The sequence below is a fragment of the Streptosporangium sp. LJ11 genome (assembly GCF_051918945.1).
GTDB lineage: Bacteria > Actinomycetota > Actinomycetes > Streptosporangiales > Streptosporangiaceae > Streptosporangium.
Genome location: NZ_JBPXMB010000019.1, coordinates 194,932 through 212,003, shown reverse-complemented (window position 1 = coordinate 212,003; position 17,072 = coordinate 194,932). Strand labels below are relative to the sequence as shown.

Annotated in this window: 14 protein-coding genes; 9 read left to right on the top strand and 5 right to left on the bottom strand. The window is 71.5% G+C overall.

Translation table 11 applies throughout. The features are described from left to right. Positions 1 to 80: 80 nt before the first annotated feature. From ACTOQ3_RS27405 to ACTOQ3_RS27395, 3 genes are all read right to left on the bottom strand, one after another. Positions 81 to 1,307: an aspartyl protease family protein gene (locus ACTOQ3_RS27405; protein ID WP_440086266.1), complete on the bottom strand. Its 1,227-nt coding sequence runs from the start codon at positions 1,305 to 1,307 to the stop codon at positions 81 to 83. Further along, a complete protein-coding gene (locus tag ACTOQ3_RS27400; RefSeq protein ID WP_440086265.1) occupies positions 1,304 to 1,903 on the bottom strand; it encodes a hypothetical protein in 600 nt (199 codons plus the stop codon). The genes ACTOQ3_RS27405 and ACTOQ3_RS27400 overlap by 4 nt, the downstream gene beginning before the upstream one ends. Positions 1,904 to 2,175: 272 nt before the next feature. Then, positions 2,176 to 2,760, bottom strand: a complete 585-nt coding sequence (locus tag ACTOQ3_RS27395) for a hypothetical protein (protein WP_440086264.1) — start codon at positions 2,758 to 2,760, stop codon at positions 2,176 to 2,178. A 501-nt stretch (positions 2,761 to 3,261) separates the two neighbouring features. Here ACTOQ3_RS27395 and ACTOQ3_RS27390 point away from each other — a divergent pair. The 3 genes from ACTOQ3_RS27390 to thpR all read left to right on the top strand — a co-directional run bounded on the left by ACTOQ3_RS27390 (position 3,262) and on the right by thpR (position 5,742). After that, positions 3,262 to 3,717 (top strand): MarR family winged helix-turn-helix transcriptional regulator, encoded by a 456-nt coding sequence (locus ACTOQ3_RS27390; protein ID WP_440086285.1) that lies wholly within the window; start codon positions 3,262 to 3,264, stop codon positions 3,715 to 3,717. Between the two features lie 215 nt (positions 3,718 to 3,932). Continuing rightward, a complete protein-coding gene (locus ACTOQ3_RS27385; RefSeq protein WP_440086263.1) occupies positions 3,933 to 5,198 on the top strand; it encodes an MFS transporter in 1,266 nt (421 codons plus the stop codon). Next, on the top strand, positions 5,152 to 5,742 hold the full coding sequence (thpR, locus tag ACTOQ3_RS27380) for an RNA 2',3'-cyclic phosphodiesterase (RefSeq protein WP_440086262.1): 591 nt from the start codon (positions 5,152 to 5,154) through the stop codon (positions 5,740 to 5,742). The genes ACTOQ3_RS27385 and thpR overlap by 47 nt, the downstream gene beginning before the upstream one ends. Before the next feature lie 277 nt (positions 5,743 to 6,019). Here thpR and ACTOQ3_RS27375 read toward each other — a convergent pair whose 3' ends face one another. Further along, positions 6,020 to 6,988, bottom strand: coding sequence for an aldo/keto reductase (locus tag ACTOQ3_RS27375; protein ID WP_440068930.1), 969 nt, complete (start codon positions 6,986 to 6,988; stop codon positions 6,020 to 6,022). Positions 6,989 to 7,106: 118 nt separating this feature from the next. On the opposite strand from ACTOQ3_RS27375, the gene ACTOQ3_RS27370 reads away from it, so the two are divergent. After that, positions 7,107 to 8,279 carry a hypothetical protein gene (locus ACTOQ3_RS27370; RefSeq protein WP_440086261.1) on the top strand — a complete coding sequence of 391 codons (1,173 nt, stop codon included), beginning with the start codon at positions 7,107 to 7,109 and terminating at the stop codon, positions 8,277 to 8,279. Between the two features lie 113 nt (positions 8,280 to 8,392). Further along, on the top strand, positions 8,393 to 11,770 hold the full coding sequence (locus tag ACTOQ3_RS27365) for an SCO7613 C-terminal domain-containing membrane protein (RefSeq protein WP_440086260.1): 3,378 nt from the start codon (positions 8,393 to 8,395) through the stop codon (positions 11,768 to 11,770). 36 nt (positions 11,771 to 11,806) lie between these two features. On the opposite strand, the gene ACTOQ3_RS27360 is transcribed toward ACTOQ3_RS27365, so the two are convergent. Then, positions 11,807 to 12,184 carry an STAS domain-containing protein gene (locus ACTOQ3_RS27360; protein WP_440086259.1) on the bottom strand — a complete coding sequence of 126 codons (378 nt, stop codon included), beginning with the start codon at positions 12,182 to 12,184 and terminating at the stop codon, positions 11,807 to 11,809. 374 nt (positions 12,185 to 12,558) lie between these two features. Here ACTOQ3_RS27360 and ACTOQ3_RS27355 point away from each other — a divergent pair, with 374 nt between their 5' ends. From ACTOQ3_RS27355 to ACTOQ3_RS27340, 4 genes are all read left to right on the top strand, one after another. Beyond that, entirely contained in the window at positions 12,559 to 13,572 is a 1,014-nt protein-coding gene (locus ACTOQ3_RS27355) for an NAD-dependent epimerase/dehydratase family protein (RefSeq protein ID WP_440086258.1), read from the top strand. 164 nt (positions 13,573 to 13,736) lie between these two features. Further along, positions 13,737 to 14,927 (top strand): L-2-hydroxyglutarate oxidase, encoded by a 1,191-nt coding sequence (gene lhgO, locus ACTOQ3_RS27350; protein ID WP_440086257.1) that lies wholly within the window; start codon positions 13,737 to 13,739, stop codon positions 14,925 to 14,927. A gap of 34 nt (positions 14,928 to 14,961) precedes the next feature. Then, positions 14,962 to 15,669: a response regulator transcription factor gene (locus tag ACTOQ3_RS27345; RefSeq protein ID WP_440086256.1), complete on the top strand. Its 708-nt coding sequence runs from the start codon at positions 14,962 to 14,964 to the stop codon at positions 15,667 to 15,669. After that, on the top strand, positions 15,669 to 17,057 hold the full coding sequence (locus ACTOQ3_RS27340) for a HAMP domain-containing sensor histidine kinase (protein WP_440086284.1): 1,389 nt from the start codon (positions 15,669 to 15,671) through the stop codon (positions 17,055 to 17,057). Before ACTOQ3_RS27345 ends, ACTOQ3_RS27340 begins: the two co-directional genes overlap by 1 nt. Positions 17,058 to 17,072 lie beyond the last annotated feature (15 nt).

Here is a 17,072-nt window from a genome sequence, read left to right as displayed (position 1 = left end):
CCTCCTAAACTGTAGGTTTCCAAGCATACAGTTCAGGTAGCAGCCGCACATGGGTTTGCTGGACCGTCCGCCGATGCGGGTCACGCAAGCGGTACGGGGTGTCGGAACGTGTATTCGTGCCGGTCGAAGTCGAGGGTCCAGGCGTACTTGTCGAGGAAGGCATGGGACAGCAGGCCGTCGACGCGTACGCCGCCGAACGATGCCCAGGGCACGCGCCGGGTCGGGGTCGTGGCCACGAACTGGTCGTCCTGGCGAAGCGGTCCCAGGTGGATCGGTTCGTCGACGACGAAGTGCGGGCGGGTCGCGCGGGCCCGACTCACACCCCAGGAGCGGTATCGCCGCGCGGTCGTGTAGAGGCATGCCTGGCGGGGCGGTGAGCCGTCCTCCTGGATGACGTAGACCAGTCCGGAGTCGATGAAGAAATTGAGGTCCTGCCGGGTGCCGAAGCCTCCGCGGGCGAACATGTAGTGGTCCGCCCACAGGTAGAAGGGGATCCGGGCGAGTTCCGGCTGGTCGTCGAGAAGCGCGAGATGGTCGGCCGCCTGCCGTGGGTCGCGGCGTCGCGACAGGAGCAGGCGCCCGCGGGGGTGGTCGACGGTGGTGAGAAACCGCTGCAGCACGTTGGTGCCGATGATGACGAGATCCTGGTCGCCGCGCAGCGTCGGCATGGCCTCCACCGGAACGTTGGTCAGGACGGCGTCGCCGAGCGTCAGCTCCCTGGCGATCCCGGTGTAGAGGTCGGTGCGGGTCGTACCGTGATGATCCTTTCCGTCGGGGGTCAGCCGGATGCCCAGCGCTTCGGCGCGCCCGGTTCCCATGACGAGGAACGTCCCGCCGGTGTCGATGTGGGCGCGTACGGGGTGGCCGTCGAGCGTGGCGTCCACGGCGGGCAGGTAGGGCGCCAGCGCGTGGTCGGCGAAGGGAAGGACGGTCGTGCGGTCGAGCTCGACTCTCAGCGGGTGATCCATCCGCGCCACGAGGTCGGGAGGCATCGGTCGTTTCCCCCGGCGCCGCTGTACGTGCGCGTGGGCCTCGGCCGGCCGGTCCAGATGCAGCAAGGCGTGCGCGACGGGTTCGTCCAGTTCCGTCCAGGCCGGATAAAGGCGGCGAACGGCCTCGTAGTGAGTCAGCGCCTGCTCGTAGTCTCCGCGCACGTAGCTGGTCAGGAACCGGAGGTGCGCGTGTTGCCGCCGGTCGGCATGGCCGGCCAGACGCTCGGCCTCGTCGATGTCCCCGCGCTCCCAGGCCCGCCACGCGGCGCGGGCGGACGCTCCCCGTGCGTGCCACCGGCGGGAGACCCGGCTCATTCCCCCGCCTCCCCGGTTTCCCCTGCCGTCTGATCGCCTCCGGCGCTCAGGTCCAGGGTGGCCGCGATAACGGTGAGCAGCGGGACCAGTGCGTGGGCGGCGAGCTCGTACTCGCCTCGCCGGGGCTGGACGAGCAGGCCCGCCGCCTGTAACCCGCGCAGGTGGTGGTAGAGGTGCCCGGTGGAGGTCGCCTCGCCGAGGACCTCCTGGAGCTGGGCGCGGGTGCGTGTCGTGCCGAGCACCGCGGTGAGCAACGCCAGGCGCGCCGGGCTCCCGAGGCACTCCAGCACGGTGGCGGTGCCCGACCGCTCCGCGCTGACAAGGTCGCGAACGGTGTGCTGCTTGGCCCACAGATACTCGCGGCCAGCGCGGCCGACGGCTCCCGCGTACGCGATCGCGCCGGTCGCCTCCAAGGGGCCGGGAGCCTGCCCGTCGTCGGTGCCGCCGACGTGCTCGCGCAGCCGGTCGAGCAACCGTAGAGGCGCGTCGCCGGTCGAGCCGCCGGCCGCCCGCTCCTTCCGCTGGGTGACCGGCGCAGTCTCCAGCCGTTCCACCCGCCTCTCCAGAGCGGCGAGCCGCTGCTCCGTCGTGTCCATTCGCACGCATCCTCAGGTCGCCATCGGGAGACAATTCCGTAATTTCGGAATAGCGTACATATGGTCTACGTGAGGGTCAACGACCCGTACGCGCTCGACCGGCCGCCCGGCCTGACGATCATCGCTTGCGGGGAAAGGTCGTCCTTCGTGGAAGGGCTTCCGCGTCCTGCTCAGCGCCCCCTCCCGTGCGCCGTCGTGCTCAGTGCCCTCCGGGGCCACGGCCCGCGTGCCGTCCTGTTTCTCTGGCCGGGCCCGCGTGCCGTCGTGCTCTCCTAGCGCCCTCTGGGGCCACCGGGGAGCAGCCCCGCGCGGTACGCCTTGAGGACGGCGTCGGATTCGGCCTGGGTGAGCGTGCCGGCGGTGACGGCCGCCTTCAGCCGTTCGGCCATGGCCGCCTCGGCCTCGGCGCCGCGTTGCCGGTGGAGCGTCTCCAGTGCGGCGGCGACCTTGTCCGCCGTGAGACCGAGCTTGGCGGCCAGGGCCTCGGCCCTGGCCCGTACGGCGGCCTGCCCGGCCTCCTCCCGCGGGGCGGCCTGCTCGGCGTCCTTGGGCGGGCGGCCCGGTCCGCCCTCCTTCCGGAGCTCCTCCAGGGCCGCGGTGACCTTGGCCTCGTCGACACCGAGGATCTCGGCGAGTTTGGCGGCCATCTCCCCGTGATGGCCACGGACGCCGGGACCGCCGTGGCCCCCGCGGGGGCCGTGCTCGGCGCCGTCGTGGCCGGTACCGGGGGTCACCGGAGAGGGGGACGACGGCGTGGGGGTGGGACTGGTCGCCCAGGCCGCCACGGGGACGGCCAGTCCGCCGGCCAGAGCGGCGCCGACGCCGGCGATGATGATCATGCGCTTGGTGCGGTTCATGTGACTCCTAGTCCGATGTGAAGCACCTACCGGACCGATGGTCGGGCGACCACATGAGACCCCTCTCATCCCTGTCTGAGAATCGGATGAGATCCGGAGTCCGCGAATCGGACGGCTGCCCAGGCGGGCGGAATCCCGTCCGGCCGGTCGCCCCGATCACCGGGAGCGCGGGGCGGCCGGTCCCCCCAGGAGCGCGGGAGCGCGAAGAGATAAAATGGCGGTTCTGGTGTACGAGGTCGCCCCGTCGAGGGCTTTCGGCTTCCGCAAGGGGAAGTACGGCCAGATCCGCTGGCGCTTCCAACAGGAGCCCCGCGCGGCGAACCCCTCGGATCTCCTGCGCTTTTCCCCGGGTTTCCGGGGGGCGGAGCCCGGCGCTCGGGGCGGGGTTGGCGATCCCTCATCCGTCTGGCACGCTGTACGGCCCGCTCCGAGTAGGAAACCCGCTGGAGGGAATCGCGTGCGTCCATATATTGTTAGCAAAGCTAATGAGTTACGCAAATGATGAAGGACCCCAGGAAGGACCACGTCGCGAACCTGCGCAGCGACGCCGGTCTGGCTTCGGCTCTGCGCGTGTCGCTGGCACGACTGAACAGACGCCTGCGCAGGCAGGCCGCGGTGCACTCGCTGACGCCCACCCAGCTCGCGACGCTCGCCGCCGTAGAACGGCATTCCGGGATAACCCCCGGCGAATTGGCCGAGTTGGAGAAGGTCCAGCCGCCCTCGATGACCCGCGTGATCGCCGTGCTGGCCGAGCGGGAGCTGGTGTCACGTACACCGCACCCGACCGACCGGCGCCAGGTGACCGTGGGCGTGACCGAGCAGGGCTCAACCCTGCTGAGGGAGGAGCGTCGCCTCAAGGAGGCGTGGCTGACGCAACGGCTGAAGGAGCTGACACCCGAGGAGAGGGCGACGCTCCGGCAGGCGGCTCCGATACTGGAGAAGCTCAGCCGGATCTAGCCGACCCCGAGGAACCCGAGGCCCCGGCGACCCCGCGCGACGCCGGGGCATCCGCCGCGCCGGGCGGAGAACCAGGGACGAAACCGCAGGAGGGACCGGGCCGGGAGCCCGGCGGGAAGACCGGGCTGAGGGCGAGGGTCCGGCGGTGGCGGGCCGCGAGGGCCGCCGCCACCGCGAACGAGTTCCAGGCCACGGAGAGCGGGACGGCCCAGCCCGTGCCCGAGACGCGGGGCGGGATGTTCCGGTCCCTGCGCGTCTACAACTACCGGCTGTTCGCGGCCGGAGGCGTGGTCTCCAACGTCGGCTCGTGGATGCAGCGCACCGCGCAGGACCTGCTGGTGCTCGACCTGACGAACGGCAGCGCCTTCGCACTGGGCGTGACCGTCATGCTGCAGTTCCTGCCGTTGCTGCTCTTCGGCCTCTGGGGCGGCATGCTCGCCGACCGCTATCCCAAGCGGCGACTGCTGATCGTCGCCCAGTCGCTCATGGGCCTGCTGGCGCTCACCATGGGCGTGCTCGTCGTGACCGGCTCGGCCCGGGTCTGGCAGGTGTTCGTGATGGCGTTCCTGCTCGGCCTCATCGCCTGCGTCGAGGTGCCGACCCGGCAGTCGTTCGTCGTGGAGATGGTCGGCCGCAAGGACCTGTCCAACGCGATCGCGCTGAACGCGTCGAGTTTCAACCTGGCCCGCGTGGTCGGTCCGGCCGTCGCGGGTGTCCTGATCTACGCGCTCGGCGGCACCGGCCCGATCTTCCTGATGAACGCGCTGTCCTTCGCGGGCGTGCTCGCCGGCCTGATGCTCATGCGCACCTCCGAGCTGACCACCCCGGAACCGGTGCCGAGGGCCAAGGGGCAGCTCCGCGAGGGTCTGCGCTACGTGATGGTGCGGCCCGAGCTGCTCATGCCGATACTGCTGATCGCCTTCGTCTCGTTGTTCACGCAGTCGTTCTCGATGTCGATCGCGCTCATGGCGCGCCAGGTCTTCGGGGCGGGCGCGGCCTCGTTCGGGCTGGCCTCCAGCATGTTCGCGGTCGGCGCGCTGGCGGGCGCGCTCATGGCGGCGCGGCGGGTACGGCCCAGCCGGCGGCTGCTGGTCGGCGGCGCGGTCGCGTTCGGCCTGTTCCAGATCGTCAGCGGCCTGGCGCCGTGGTACCCCCTCTACCTGGTCTCCCTGGTGCCCGCCGGTATCGCGTTGATCTCGGTGAACACCGCGGCCAACGCCAGCGTGCAGCTCGCCACCTCGCCGGAGATGCGCGGCCGGGTGATGGGGATCTACGTGCTCGTGTTCACCGGGGGAGCCCCCTTCGGCGCGCTGCTGCTCGGCTGGATCTCCGAGCTGGGCGGCCCGCGCGCGGGGGTCATGGTGGGCGGCGCGCTCACCCTGATCGGCTCCGGGGTGGCCATAATGCTGACAAAGGTGATCAGCAGGAGGTCGCATGCGGCTGTTCGTGGGGTTGCTGCCGCCGCCACCGGCGCGCGATGAGCTCATCCTCGCCCTCGAAGCCCACCGGCCGCGCTGGCCGGGGCTCCGCTGGCTGGACCCGGCGAGCTGGCATGTGACGCTGTCGTTCCTCGGGGAGGTGCCCGACCGGGTGCTGCCCGAGCTACGGGCGCGGCTCGCCGACGCCGCCACGCGCCACCCGCCGATGACGCTGTCCTTCACCGGTGCCGGGGCGTTTCCCTCGGCGGGCCGGGCGCGGGTCTTCCTGACCGGTTTGGGGGGCGACCGCGCCGATCTCGCCCGCCTCGCCGGTCAGGTGGGGGCCGGGGCGCTGGAGGCCGGAGCCGGGCAGACGGATCGCCGGCGGTTCACGCCGCATCTGAGCCTGGCCCGGTGCCGCGCCGACACGGACGTGAGCGCTCTGGTCGAGGCGTTCGGGACGTTCTCAGGAGCCGCGTGGGAGGCGGGGACGGTGCACCTGATGCGGAGCGACTTCGGGGGCGGGACCACCGGCGGGGGCGGGGCTCGCTACGAGACGGTCGAGGAATGGCATCTGACGGCCCCGGCACCCCCTGGGCAGGGCTAGGCTCCAGGACGTGGATCGTCCCCGTCGCTGGCTGCTGCCCACGGTGCTCGCACTGCTCGTGCTCCTCGTGGTGATCGGCGCCCTCGTGTCCTAGCCGCCGGGCGGCCGTCTTCCAGCCGCCCGGCGACCATGTCCCTCCCGGCCGTGTTCTCGGGTTCCCGGATCTCGCGGCGGTCAACCGGCCCGCTCCCGGCCCGTTCAGGTGTCTCCCGGACATTCCCGGCTCAGGTGCCGCCAGGGAATCCCCGTTCGTTCGGGTGCCGCCCGGCGACACCGTTCACCAGGCGTAGTGCTCGGGCGCCGTCTTGAAGCCGGGGAAGATCTCGTCCAGGCGGGCCAGTGCCTTCTCGTCCAGAACGATCTCCAGTGCCCTGGTGACGCCGTCAAGCTGGTCGAGCGTGCGCGGCCCGATGATCGGCGCGGTGACGACCTTCTGGTGGAGCAGCCACGCCAGGCCGACGTTCGCCGGATCCTCGCCCAGCTCGTCGCAGAACTCCTCGTAACGCTCGATCTTGTCGCGGTGCTTGTCCAGCTGCTTGGTGATCTGCTCCGAGGCCGAACGCCCCTTGTCGATCTTCCGGAGGATGCCGCCGAGCAGGCCGCCCGCGAGCGGGCTCCACGGGATCAGGCCCACACCGTAGTCCTCGGCCGCCGGGATCACCTCGAGCTCCGGTGCGCGGACGACCAGGTTGTAGTGGGACTGCTCGGAGACCAGGCCGACGCTGTTGCGGCGCCGCGCGCTCTCCTGGGCCTTGGCGATGTGCCAGCCCGCGAAGTTGGACGACCCGACGTACAGGATCTTGCCCTGCTGCTTGAGGATGTCCATGGCCTCCCAGAACTCGTCGAACGGGGTGTTCCGGTCGACGTGATGCGCCTGGTAGAGGTCGATGTGGTCGGTCTGCATCCGCTTCAGCGACGCGTCGGCGGCGCGGCGGATGTTGAGCGCGGACAGCTGGCCCTCGTTGGGCCAGTCCCCCATCGAGCCGTAGAGCTTCGTGGCGATCACCGTCTTCTCGCGGCGCCCGCCCCCCTTGGCGAACCAACGGCCGATGATCTGCTCGGTGATGCCCTCGCCCTTCTTCCAGCCGTAGACGTTGGCGGTGTCGAAGAAGTTGATCCCCAGCTCATGGGCGTGGTCCATGATCGCGAAAGAGTCTTCCTCCGTGGTCAAGGGGCCGAAGTTCATCGTGCCCAGGCAAAGGCGGCTGACCTTCAGGCCGGTACGGCCAAGCTGCGTGTAATCCATACCCTCACACTAGGTACCTGGAGCGCACTCCAGGCGAGCGGATTCGCGAGGAAACCCGTGTCGGCCGGACCCGCCACGTCTGTGACGCTCGCGCGTACCGCCGGGGCATGATGGCTGAATGCTGAGTAAGGCGGGGGAAGTCCTGGTTCGCGTGTTCGCCGTGGCCGGCCTGGCCACGGCCGCGGTCCTCGCGGGACAGGGCGCGTGGGCGGGCGAGGGGCAGGGAGTCCGGGGGGACGCGGGACACGGTACGCGGGCGGGGGCGGCGCGAGGGGCGGCGCAGGGCGTACCGACGGGTACCGGACGGGCGGACGGAGGGGAGCGGATCCTCTTCCGCTTCAAGGACAGCCGGATCACCGAGTCGAGCGGGCTGGCGGTCTCACCGACCGGCAAGGACGTCTACTACACCCACAACGACAGCTCCGCGGGGCCGGTCTTCTTCGCGGTCGGCCCCGACGGGCGGACCCGCGCGACCTTCACCCTGCGTGGCGCGGCCTCCCGCGACTGGGAGGGCATGGCGGCCTCCACCGATCCGCGGACAGGGCGGGGAGTGCTCTGGTTCGCCGACATCGGCGACAACCTCGAAGGGGCATGGCCCGACATCTCCGTGTACAAGGTGGCGGAGCCCGCCACGCTGAGTGACGCCGTCGTCCCCGCCGTGCGCTACCGGTTCCGCTACGAGGACGGCGGGCACAACGCCGAGGGCATCATGGTGCACCCCCGGACCGGTCGCCTCCACATCGTCACCAAGCAGTTCGCCGGTGCCGTCTACCAGGCTCCGAAGCGGCTGCGCGCCGACAGGGTCAACGTGCTCCGCAAGGTCGGCTCCGCGCCCATCATGGCCACCGACGCCGCCTACGCCCCCGACGGGTCGAGCTTCGTGATCCGTACCTACTTCTCCGCCACGGTCTACCGCGCGCCGGGAGAGCAGATCGCCCGGGTGACGATGCCGGAGCTGCGGCAGGCCGAGTCGATCACCTACACGCGCGACGGCAGGTACCTGCTGACCGGCAGCGAGGGAAGCCGCAGCCCGGTCTACCGGGTGCCGCTGCCCGCGAAGATCCTCGACGCGGCGGCTCCCGAGCCCACGTCCGCCCGGCGCCAGGCGGCTCCCACCCCGGTCTCCGGTGTCACCGGCGCTCCGGAGCCCACGCCGGCCGCCGGGGCGAAGGCCGATGAGGACGGCACCGGCACGGACACGGGGATACCGACCTCGGCCGTGCTCCTCTGGCTGGCCATCGCCGCGGGCGCCATCGGCGTCATCACCCTGATCGCCCGCAGAACCCGCTGAACCCGCAGAACCCGCAGAACCCGCTGGGATACTCAGACCCGCTGAGGTACTCAGACCCGGTTGAGTGATCCGACGCAAGCGGGCGGCAAGCCGCTTGCGCCATCCTTCGGACCATGCATGACGAGAACTCGGCGTCGAGCCCCCGCTCCTCCTCGCCGGTGGGCTGCCCTGAGTGCTCGGCCCCCATCGCGGGGACGCACGAGCGCTGCCCGCGCTGCGCGCTGCCTCTGAGAGGGCCGGTGGCGGCCGAACTGTGGCGGCTCGACGGTGCCCTCGCGGGGCTGCGCGCCCGCGAGGCGGAGCTTCTCATCCGGCGCGGTCACCTGCTCGGCCTGCTCAGGGAGGAACGAGCCGGGAAGGAACCGGCCGGACGGGAGCGGGCCGGACGGGAGCGGGCCGGGCAGGAACCGGCCGGGCAGGAGCGGGAACACCCGACCGATGGCGGACCCGCCGGGCGGCCGGAGGCGGTGCCCGAGCCGGGGAAGGACTTCTCGCCTCAGGCGGTGCAGAACCTGCTGCTCGGCCTCGGCGGGCTGCTGCTGGCCGTCGCGGCCGTGGTGTTCACGGTGGTCAGCTGGGGGAGCATGGGCCTCGGCGGCCGGGCGGCGATCCTGGCCGCCCTCACCGGGCTGACCTTCGCCGCGCCGACGCTCCTGGTGAGGCGCGGGCTCGTCACCACCGCCGAGACCATCGCGATGCTCGGCGCGGCGCTGCTCTTCCTGGACGGCTACGCGGCCCGGCGGACGGGGCTGGCCGGGGCCGACGGCATGGCCGTACTCCATTACGCCGCCCTGCTGTTCGCCCTGGTCGCGCTCGTCATGGCGGGCTACTCGCGGCTTCTTTCGCTGCGACTGCCGCTGCCCGTCGCGATCGTCCTCGCCCAGTTCCCGCTCCCGCTGCTCGCTCTCGGCGAGACGACGCCGTGGATCACCGCCGCGCTCGCCGCCACGGCCGCCGCCGACGCCGCGTTCCTGGCGTTCCTGGCGTTCCGCGTGGCGGGCCGGACTTCCGAGCCCGGCGGCCGCGGGCCACGGAAGACGGTCGCGGTCTGTTTCGGCGTGGTGTGGGGGCTGGGGGTGTGTCACGGCCTCCTGGAATCACTCCCGAGAAAGACGCCGAGCCCGTTCCCCCGCGACGTTCCGGCGATCGTCTCGCTCAGGGACGCCCTGTTGCTGGTCACGCTGGCGGTGATCGGGTTCGCGGTCGCGCGGAAGGTAAGGAACACGGACCGCCTCTGGGTCGTCACCGCCGTCTCGGCGCTCACGCTGACGGCGGGACTGGCGGCCCCCGCCTGGCCGCTGCCGCTCACCTGGTGGGCCGTACCGTACACGGTGGCGGCCCTGGTCACCGTGGCGGTCATGCTGTACGCGCCCGGCCTGGACGAGCCGCGGGTCCGCTCGGCCGGTGCCGTCTCCGCCGGGGTGCTGGCGGTGCTCACCGCACTGCCTTTCGCGAACGATGTGATCTTCACCCTGGTCGCCCCGTTCAACCGGCTCGGCGATGTGTGGTCGGGATCTCCGGGCTTCGCCGATGCCCGGCTGATCGCGCCGTTCCCGCAGTTCCCGGTCGTGTCGGGGCTGCTGGCCGTCGCCTCGGCACTGGCGGCCGCCCGGGGGCGGGCCTCCATGGGGTTCGCCGCGCTCGCCGCCGGGACCCTCGCGGTGGCCGTCGCCCCCGTCGCCTTCGGCTGGGGGCACGGGGCGGACCTCGTGGTCCTGTCGGCGCTGGCCGTCGTCCTCGTGACCGGTATGACCCTGGCCGGCCGGCCGCGGTGGGCGGGGGCCCTCGCGCTCGCCTCCGGCGCGGTGTCCGCGGTGGCGACGGCCACCGCGCTCGCCGAGCGGTCCAGCACGTACGCGACGCTCGGCGTCCTGCTCGTCGCGTGGGGCGCGGCGGCGTTCGCGGCCCGGGTACGTGAGGCGGCGGCGGTCTCGCTGGTCGCCGGTGTGCTCTCGGCGACCGGCCTGATGTGGGCGGTCGCCGCCGGGACCCGGTGGCTTCCAGCGGGTGACGGCCTGTCCCTGTCGCTGGCCGCCGGTGCGGTGCTCGCGGCGCTTCTCGCGCTGCGCGGCGGCTCACCGGCCAGGCCCTCGCCCGAGGGCGCGCCGGGGGAGAACGGTGATCTCCGGCGGTCCGCCGGGCTGGTGCTGAGCGCCGTGCTGGCGGTGCTCGCGGTCGTCTCCGCGCACGCCGCCGTCACCGCGACCCTCGGTTTCCACCGCCCCCTCGTACGGCCGTGGACGGCCGTGACAGGCCCCTCGGGCGGCCATCCGCTGCTCGCGGTGGTGGTCGGTCTCGTCGCCGCGGCGGCGGTGCTGGTCTCCTGGCAGGTCGCGCGGCGCAGGGGCGCGACCAGGGCGGCGCTGCTCGCCTGGCCCGCGGTGGTGGTGGCACTGCCGGTGTCGGTCGCCCTGCCGTACGGGGTGGAGCTGGGGCTGTTCGTCGCCGGTACCGTCCCGACGGCGTGGATGGCGGCGCGGAGCCGCGCGAACGCGGTCTTCGGCGGAGTGGCGGCGCTGTGGACCGCCTTCGTCGCGATCTCCTGGGCCCTCATGAGCGAGCCCGCGACCCTGCTCGTCCTTCCCGCCGTGGCGGTGATCGCCGTGGCGGTCGTGCTGGGTGACCAGGCGAGGGCCAGGGGAAGGGCCGGGGCGGAGGCGGCGGTCGCGTTCGGGGAACGGGCGGTGGCGCCGGTCGCGGCGGGGCTGGCGGTGCTGCTGGCGGGCGGGGAGGCACTGGCGGCCGGGCTGGCGCTGGACTGGCCGGTACGGCACGCGGCGTTCGGCCCGCTCGCCGTGGCCTGCGCGGCGGCGGCCGTGGCGGGCCGGTTCAGGAGGACGACGTTCGCGGTCGGTGTGGAGGCGGCGGGGTACGTCCTCGCGGGGGCGGGACTGCCGCTCGCCTCGGCCGACCTGCCGCTTGCGAGCCTGGCGTGCGCCGTGACGGGCGTGCTGATGGCCGGTACGGCGCTGCGGCCCGATCGCCGATGGGCCGGATACGCCGGAACGGGTTTCCTGCTGCTGGCCTCGTGGCTACGGCTGCTCGCCTCCGACATCAGCGTGATCGAGGCGTACACGGTCCCGTTCTCGCTGGTGCTGCTGGCGTTCGGCTGGTGGCGGGCGCGCGGAGGGGAGACGTCGTCCTGGGTCGCCTACGGTCCCGGACTCGTCTCCAGCCTGGTACCCGGCATGCTCGCGCTGCTCACCGGCTCGGGCTGGCTCCGGCCGCTGCTGCTCGGCACGGTCTCGCTGGCCGTGCTGCTGGCCGGTGCCCGGTTCCGGCTCCAGGCCCCGGCGGTCCTGGGCGGGCTGACCCTGGCCGTCGTCGCCCTGCACGAGCTGGCGCCGTGGATCGCGGAGGTGGTCGTGCTGGTGCCCCGATGGGTGCCGATGGCGCTGGGCGGGGTGCTGCTCGTGGTCGTCGGCGCGACCTACGAGGCGCGCCTGCGGGACGTGCGACGCCTGCGAGGCGCGGTCGGCCGGATGCGCTGACCGTTCCCGAGGTCGCTTCCCGAGGTCGCTCGGGGCTCAGCCGGGGGACTGCAGGCCGCGGCGGGCGGCGTGGTCGAGAGATGCCGCCACGTCGGGGTCGACGGGGAACCAGGTGAAGAGACCGGTCACCTGCAGAAGGCGTTTGAGGACATCCGATACCCCGGCGAGGCGCAGCCATCCGCCCGCCTCCGAGGTCACCCGCGCGCCGCTGAGAAGTATCCGCAGCCCTGTGGAGTCGCAGAAGGTGATGCCTCCGGCGTCGATGACGATCCGCGGGCGGTAGTCGGAGACCAGTTGTTCGATGGTCTCTCTGAGCAGCTCACTGGAATTACGGTCGATGTCACCCGTGACAGTGATCACGGTGCAGTCCAGGTGCCCGTGGTGGTCGACGCCGATGGAGAGTTCTCTGCTCATCGCCTCGTATCTCCACCCGGTGACGCGGTCGGTTTCGGCCGCCATCCGGCCTGATCAAGGTATACCCCTCCGTGACACCGGGGTGGGCGACGGACGGGAGACATGTGCGTAACGGCTGTGGACACCCGCCGTTCGCCGTCCGCTCCGGGAGCCGATGCGGGCGCGATCTCAGATGCAATCTCAGATGCGATCTCATACGTGATCCCGAGCGTGATCTCATGCCGAAAATGAATGACCGCATCACTCTTTACTGCCCCGACATATTCACGTATTCCTCGATCGGCCTGGACGTATTTCCCGCATAGGCAATGACGGTTAAGAACCAGGCCGGTTATCCCTTCTCTTGTGGTGAGGATTGCCGCTAACTTTCGAGCATGCGCGTTCTGATAACCGGGGCATCAGGTTTCGTCGGCTCGCATGCGGTCGCCGCGCTCCTCGCAGACGGGCATGAGCCGCTTCTTCTCATACGTAATCCAGAGAAAACACGCGAGGTGCTGGCCGCCGTCGGGGTGACGGGACCGATTCCCCTGCACCGGGCCGATATCCGAGACGCGGCGGCCGTGCGGGAGGGTCTCGAACAGTGCGACGCCGTCATTCACGCCGCCGCGGAAATCGGGGTGATCGGCCGGGCCGATGACCTGAACGGTACGAATGTGACCGGGGCCAGGAACGTCCTCGGGCAGGCCGTCGAACTCGGTCTCGACCCCATAGTGCATGTCTCCAGCGTCGGCGTCTTCGTGCCCCCCTCCGGACCGGTGATCACGACCGAGAGCCCGCTCTCCACGCCCAGGAACGGATACGGCAGAAGCAAGATCTCCGCCGAGCGCTATGCCAGGCGGCTCCAGGAGCAGGGGATGCCGATCACGATCGTCTATCCGGCCGGGGTCACCGGGCCGTACCAGCCCTCGCTGGACGCGATGGTGGAAGGGCTGCGCGCCGGCCTGGAACAGGGCTGGCCGATCACCGCGGGCGGCGTCAACATCGTCGACGTACGGGATCTGGCCGTCGTGCTCGCCCGCTGCCTCGAACCGGGGCGCGGGCCACGCCGGTTCATGCTGGGCGGGCACTACCTCACCTGGACGCAGCTCGCCGACGTCTGCGACGAGCTGACGGGGAACCGCGGCCGGAGGTTCAGGATCCACCGGTCGGTGTTGCGCGGCGCGGCGGCCGTGGGCGACGTGATGAAGCTGATCAAGGAGATCGATTACCCGCTGACCAGGGATGCCGTCGAGATGATGGTCACGATGGTCCGCACGTACGACACCCCGACCCTGGAGGCGCTCGGCGTGAGCCTGCGGCCGGTCCGGGAGACCATCGCCGACTCGCTGCGCTGGCTGGCACAGGAAGGACATCTCACCACCGGCAAGGCCGGGAGATTGGCGGGATAATGTCACGCGGTGACACGTTTCCCACCCTGGCGGAATCGAGCACCTCGGACCACGCCATGATCACCTTCAGGGGAAGCAGCCCCGCAGGGAAGCGACCTCGCAGGCAGACGGCCCTGTGAGGCGGCCTCGTACGAGGCAGGCGAACGAGCAGGGAGGAGCCGGCGATGAAGGTCGGGATCGTCGGTGCGGGGATCGTCGGGCTGGCCGTGGCCAGGGAGACGGCGCTGACCCACGGGGCCACCGTGACCGTCCTCGACAAGGAGGACCGCGTCGGGGCCCACCAGACCGGGCACAACAGCGGTGTCGTCCACGCCGGGATCTACTACCGTCCGGGCTCGCTCAAGGCCACGCTCTGCAGGGAGGGCGTGGCGATGCTCAGGCAGTACTGCGCCGAGCACCGCATCCCGTACGACGAGGTCGGCAAGCTCGTCGTCGCCTCCACCGGATCCGAGCGGCCCGAGCTGCGCGGGATCGCCGAGCGGGCCCGCGCGAACGGGGTTCCCGGCATCGCCGAGCTCGACGCGCTGGCCCTGCGCGAGATCGAGCCGCACGCCGTCGGCGTGGGCGCCGTGCACTCCCCGCACACCGCGATCGCCGACTTCCCCGCCGTCGCCCGGCGCCTCGCCCTGGACGTGGAGGAGAGCGGCGGCTCGGTGCTGCTGTCCCACCCGGTGCGCGCCGTACGGGAGACCGCGGGCGGGGTGAGCGTCCTGGCGGGGGAGCGGACGCTGAGGTTCGACCGGGTGATCGTCTGTGCCGGGCTCGGCACGGACACCGTCGCGCGGATGGCGGGGATCCCCGGCGACGTACGGATCGTCCCCTTCCGCGGCGAGTACTACGCGCTGGCCGGGGAGGCGAAGAACCTGGTCCGCGGGCTCATCTACCCGGTCCCCGACCCCCGCTACCCGTTCCTCGGCGTGCACCTGACCCGCAAGATCGACGGCGAGGTGCTGGTCGGCCCCAACGCGGTCATGGCGCTGGCGCTGGAGGGCTACTCCTGGCGGGACGTCGACCTCGCCGACCTGGGCCGGATCCTGGCCTGGCGGGGCACCCTGCGCCTCGCCGCCAGGCACTGGCGGACCGGGATCAGGGAGGTGGCCGGTTCGATGGGTAAAGGATCCTTCCTGCGGGCCGCGCGCCGCTACGTCCCGGCCCTGACCGCCGCCGACCTGGTCAGGACCGCCGGAGGCGTCCGCGCACAGGCTGTGGACGGGCGGGGCGGCATGCTGGACGACTTCGCGATCGACGTGCACGGCCGCGTCGCCCTCGTGCGCAACGCCCCCTCACCGGCGGCCACGTCAAGTTTGGCGATTGCCAGGCATATTGTGGGGTTAGCCTCAGTGTTGACCAGTTAACTGCTTTCTCATGTGGGCCGGTGAAAATAAACCAGTGACCGACTCACCCGAGGCCCGCCTGCTGATCGTCGAGGACGAGCCCAACATCCTCGAACTTCTGGCCGCGAGCCTGAGGTTCGCCGGGTTCGGTGTCAACACGGCGGGCAACGGCACGGACGCCGTCGCCGCCGTCCAACGGCACCGGCCCGACCTCATCGTGCTCGACGTGATGCTCCCCGACATGGACGGCTTCGACGTCGTACGGCGCCTGCGCGGCGGCGGCAGTGACACGCCGGTGGTCTTCCTCACCGCGCGTGACGCCACCGAGGACAAGATCCGCGGGCTGACCGTGGGCGGGGACGACTACGTGACCAAGCCGTTCAGCCTGGAGGAGGTCGTGGCCCGCATCCGGGCCGTGCTGCGCCGTACCGGCTCCGGCGATCTCGCGCCCCGGCCGCCCCGGCTCACCTTCGCCGATCTCGAGCTCGACGAGGAGAGCCACGAGGTGTGGCGCGGGGGCAGGGCGGTGTCGCTGTCGCCGACGGAGTTCAAGCTGCTGCGCTATTTCATGGCGAACGCGGGGCGGGTGCTGTCCAAGGTCCAGATCCTCGACCACGTGTGGGACTACGACTTCAGGGGCGACGTCGGGATCGTGGAGTCCTACGTCTCCGTGCTCCGCCGCAAGATCGACAATGTCGAACCGAGGTTGATCCACACCCTGCGCGGCGTCGGATACGTGCTGCGCCTACCACCGGCCCCGTGATGCTCGACGCGACTCCCCTGCGAGTGAAGCTGATCGGCGTCATCCTGGTCCTGCTGACGATCGCGCTCGCCCTCATCGGCATCGGCAGCGTCTCGATCATGCGCGGTTACCTGATCGACCGCGTCGACGGCCAGATCGACCTGACCACCGACTCCGCGCTGCGCCGCATGAACAACCGGGGGTCCGTCGCGCTGGTCGGCAAGTCGATGCCGTCCGACGCCAGGCTGGAACTCCGCGGCAGGAACGGCAAGACCCTCGTCCTGCTCAGCGGCATCGACGTGGAGGGCAAGCCGGGGCCGGAGGTGGCCCCGGGACAGGGCGGCCACTCGTTCGAGAACGGCGACTGGCGGGTCCGGGTGACCTCGCTGGACACCGGCGGAATCCTCATCGTGGCCGTGGACATGGGCGAGGTACGGCAGATCGTCGGCCAGCTCGCGCTGGTGGAGCTGCTCGGCGGGAGCGGCCTGGTGCTGATGCTCGCCGGGGCCGGTGTGGTGATCATCCGCAGGAGCCTGCGCCCGCTGGAGGAGATCGAGCGCACCGCGGAGGCCATCGCCGCCGGAGACCTGGGCCGCCGCGTCCCCGACGCCGACCCGCGCACCGAGGTGGGCCGCCTCGGCCGGTCGCTGAACGGCATGCTCGCCCAGATCGAGACGGCCTTCCGCGCCCGTTCGGAGTCGGAGTCCTCGGCCCGCAGCTCGGAGGAGCGCATGCGCAGGTTCGTCGCGGACGCCTCGCACGAGCTGCGCACGCCGCTGACCTCGATCCGGGGTTTCGCCGAGTTCTACCGGCAGGCGCCCGGCATCGACGCCGCGCCGTTGATGCGCCGGGTCGAGTCCGAGGCGGTCAGGATGGGCCTGCTCGTCGACGACCTGCTGATGCTGGCCCGGCTCGACCAGCAGCGGCCGATGGTCATGCGTCCGGTCGACCTGCTCGCCATCGCCGCCGACGCCGTCCACGACGCCCGCATCCTCGCCCCGGAACGCGAGGTCACCCTCTCGGTGGACGGTTCCGCGCTCATCGTCTCCGGCGACGAGGTACGGCTCCGCCAGGTCGTGGGCAACCTCATGACCAACGCGCTCACCCACACCCCCGAGCGCACCCCCGTACGGGTGGCCCTCTCCGGCGACGACGGCATGGCCGTCATCGAGGTCGCCGACGACGGGCCCGGCCTCACCGCCGAGCAGCGCGAGCGCGTCTTCGAGCGGTTCTACCGCGCCGACTCCGCCCGGGGCCGGCGCGCCCCCGAGGACGGCGGCAGCGGTCTCGGACTGGCCATCGTCGCCGCGATGGTCGAGGCGCACGGCGGCCGCGTCGCCGTGGAGTCGGAACCCGGCAAGGGCTCGACGTTCCGGGTGGTCCTTCCGCTCGCCCCCGAATCCGACTGAACCGCGCCTCCGGAT

Coding starts and splice junctions, on each gene's coding strand:
- ACTOQ3_RS27405 (WP_440086266.1), bottom strand. CDS start 1,307: ATGAGCCGGGTCTCCCGCCGGTGGCACGCACGGGGAGCGTCCGCCCGC.
- ACTOQ3_RS27400 (WP_440086265.1), bottom strand. CDS start 1,903: ATGGACACGACGGAGCAGCGGCTCGCCGCTCTGGAGAGGCGGGTGGAA.
- ACTOQ3_RS27395 (WP_440086264.1), bottom strand. CDS start 2,760: ATGAACCGCACCAAGCGCATGATCATCATCGCCGGCGTCGGCGCCGCT.
- ACTOQ3_RS27390 (WP_440086285.1), top strand. CDS start 3,262: ATGAAGGACCCCAGGAAGGACCACGTCGCGAACCTGCGCAGCGACGCC.
- thpR (WP_440086262.1), top strand. CDS start 5,152: ATGCGGCTGTTCGTGGGGTTGCTGCCGCCGCCACCGGCGCGCGATGAG.
- ACTOQ3_RS27375 (WP_440068930.1), bottom strand. CDS start 6,988: ATGGATTACACGCAGCTTGGCCGTACCGGCCTGAAGGTCAGCCGCCTT.
- ACTOQ3_RS27370 (WP_440086261.1), top strand. CDS start 7,107: ATGCTGAGTAAGGCGGGGGAAGTCCTGGTTCGCGTGTTCGCCGTGGCC.
- ACTOQ3_RS27365 (WP_440086260.1), top strand. CDS start 8,393: ATGCATGACGAGAACTCGGCGTCGAGCCCCCGCTCCTCCTCGCCGGTG.
- ACTOQ3_RS27360 (WP_440086259.1), bottom strand. CDS start 12,184: ATGAGCAGAGAACTCTCCATCGGCGTCGACCACCACGGGCACCTGGAC.
- ACTOQ3_RS27355 (WP_440086258.1), top strand. CDS start 12,559: ATGCGCGTTCTGATAACCGGGGCATCAGGTTTCGTCGGCTCGCATGCG.
- lhgO (WP_440086257.1), top strand. CDS start 13,737: ATGAAGGTCGGGATCGTCGGTGCGGGGATCGTCGGGCTGGCCGTGGCC.
- ACTOQ3_RS27340 (WP_440086284.1), top strand. CDS start 15,669: ATGCTCGACGCGACTCCCCTGCGAGTGAAGCTGATCGGCGTCATCCTG.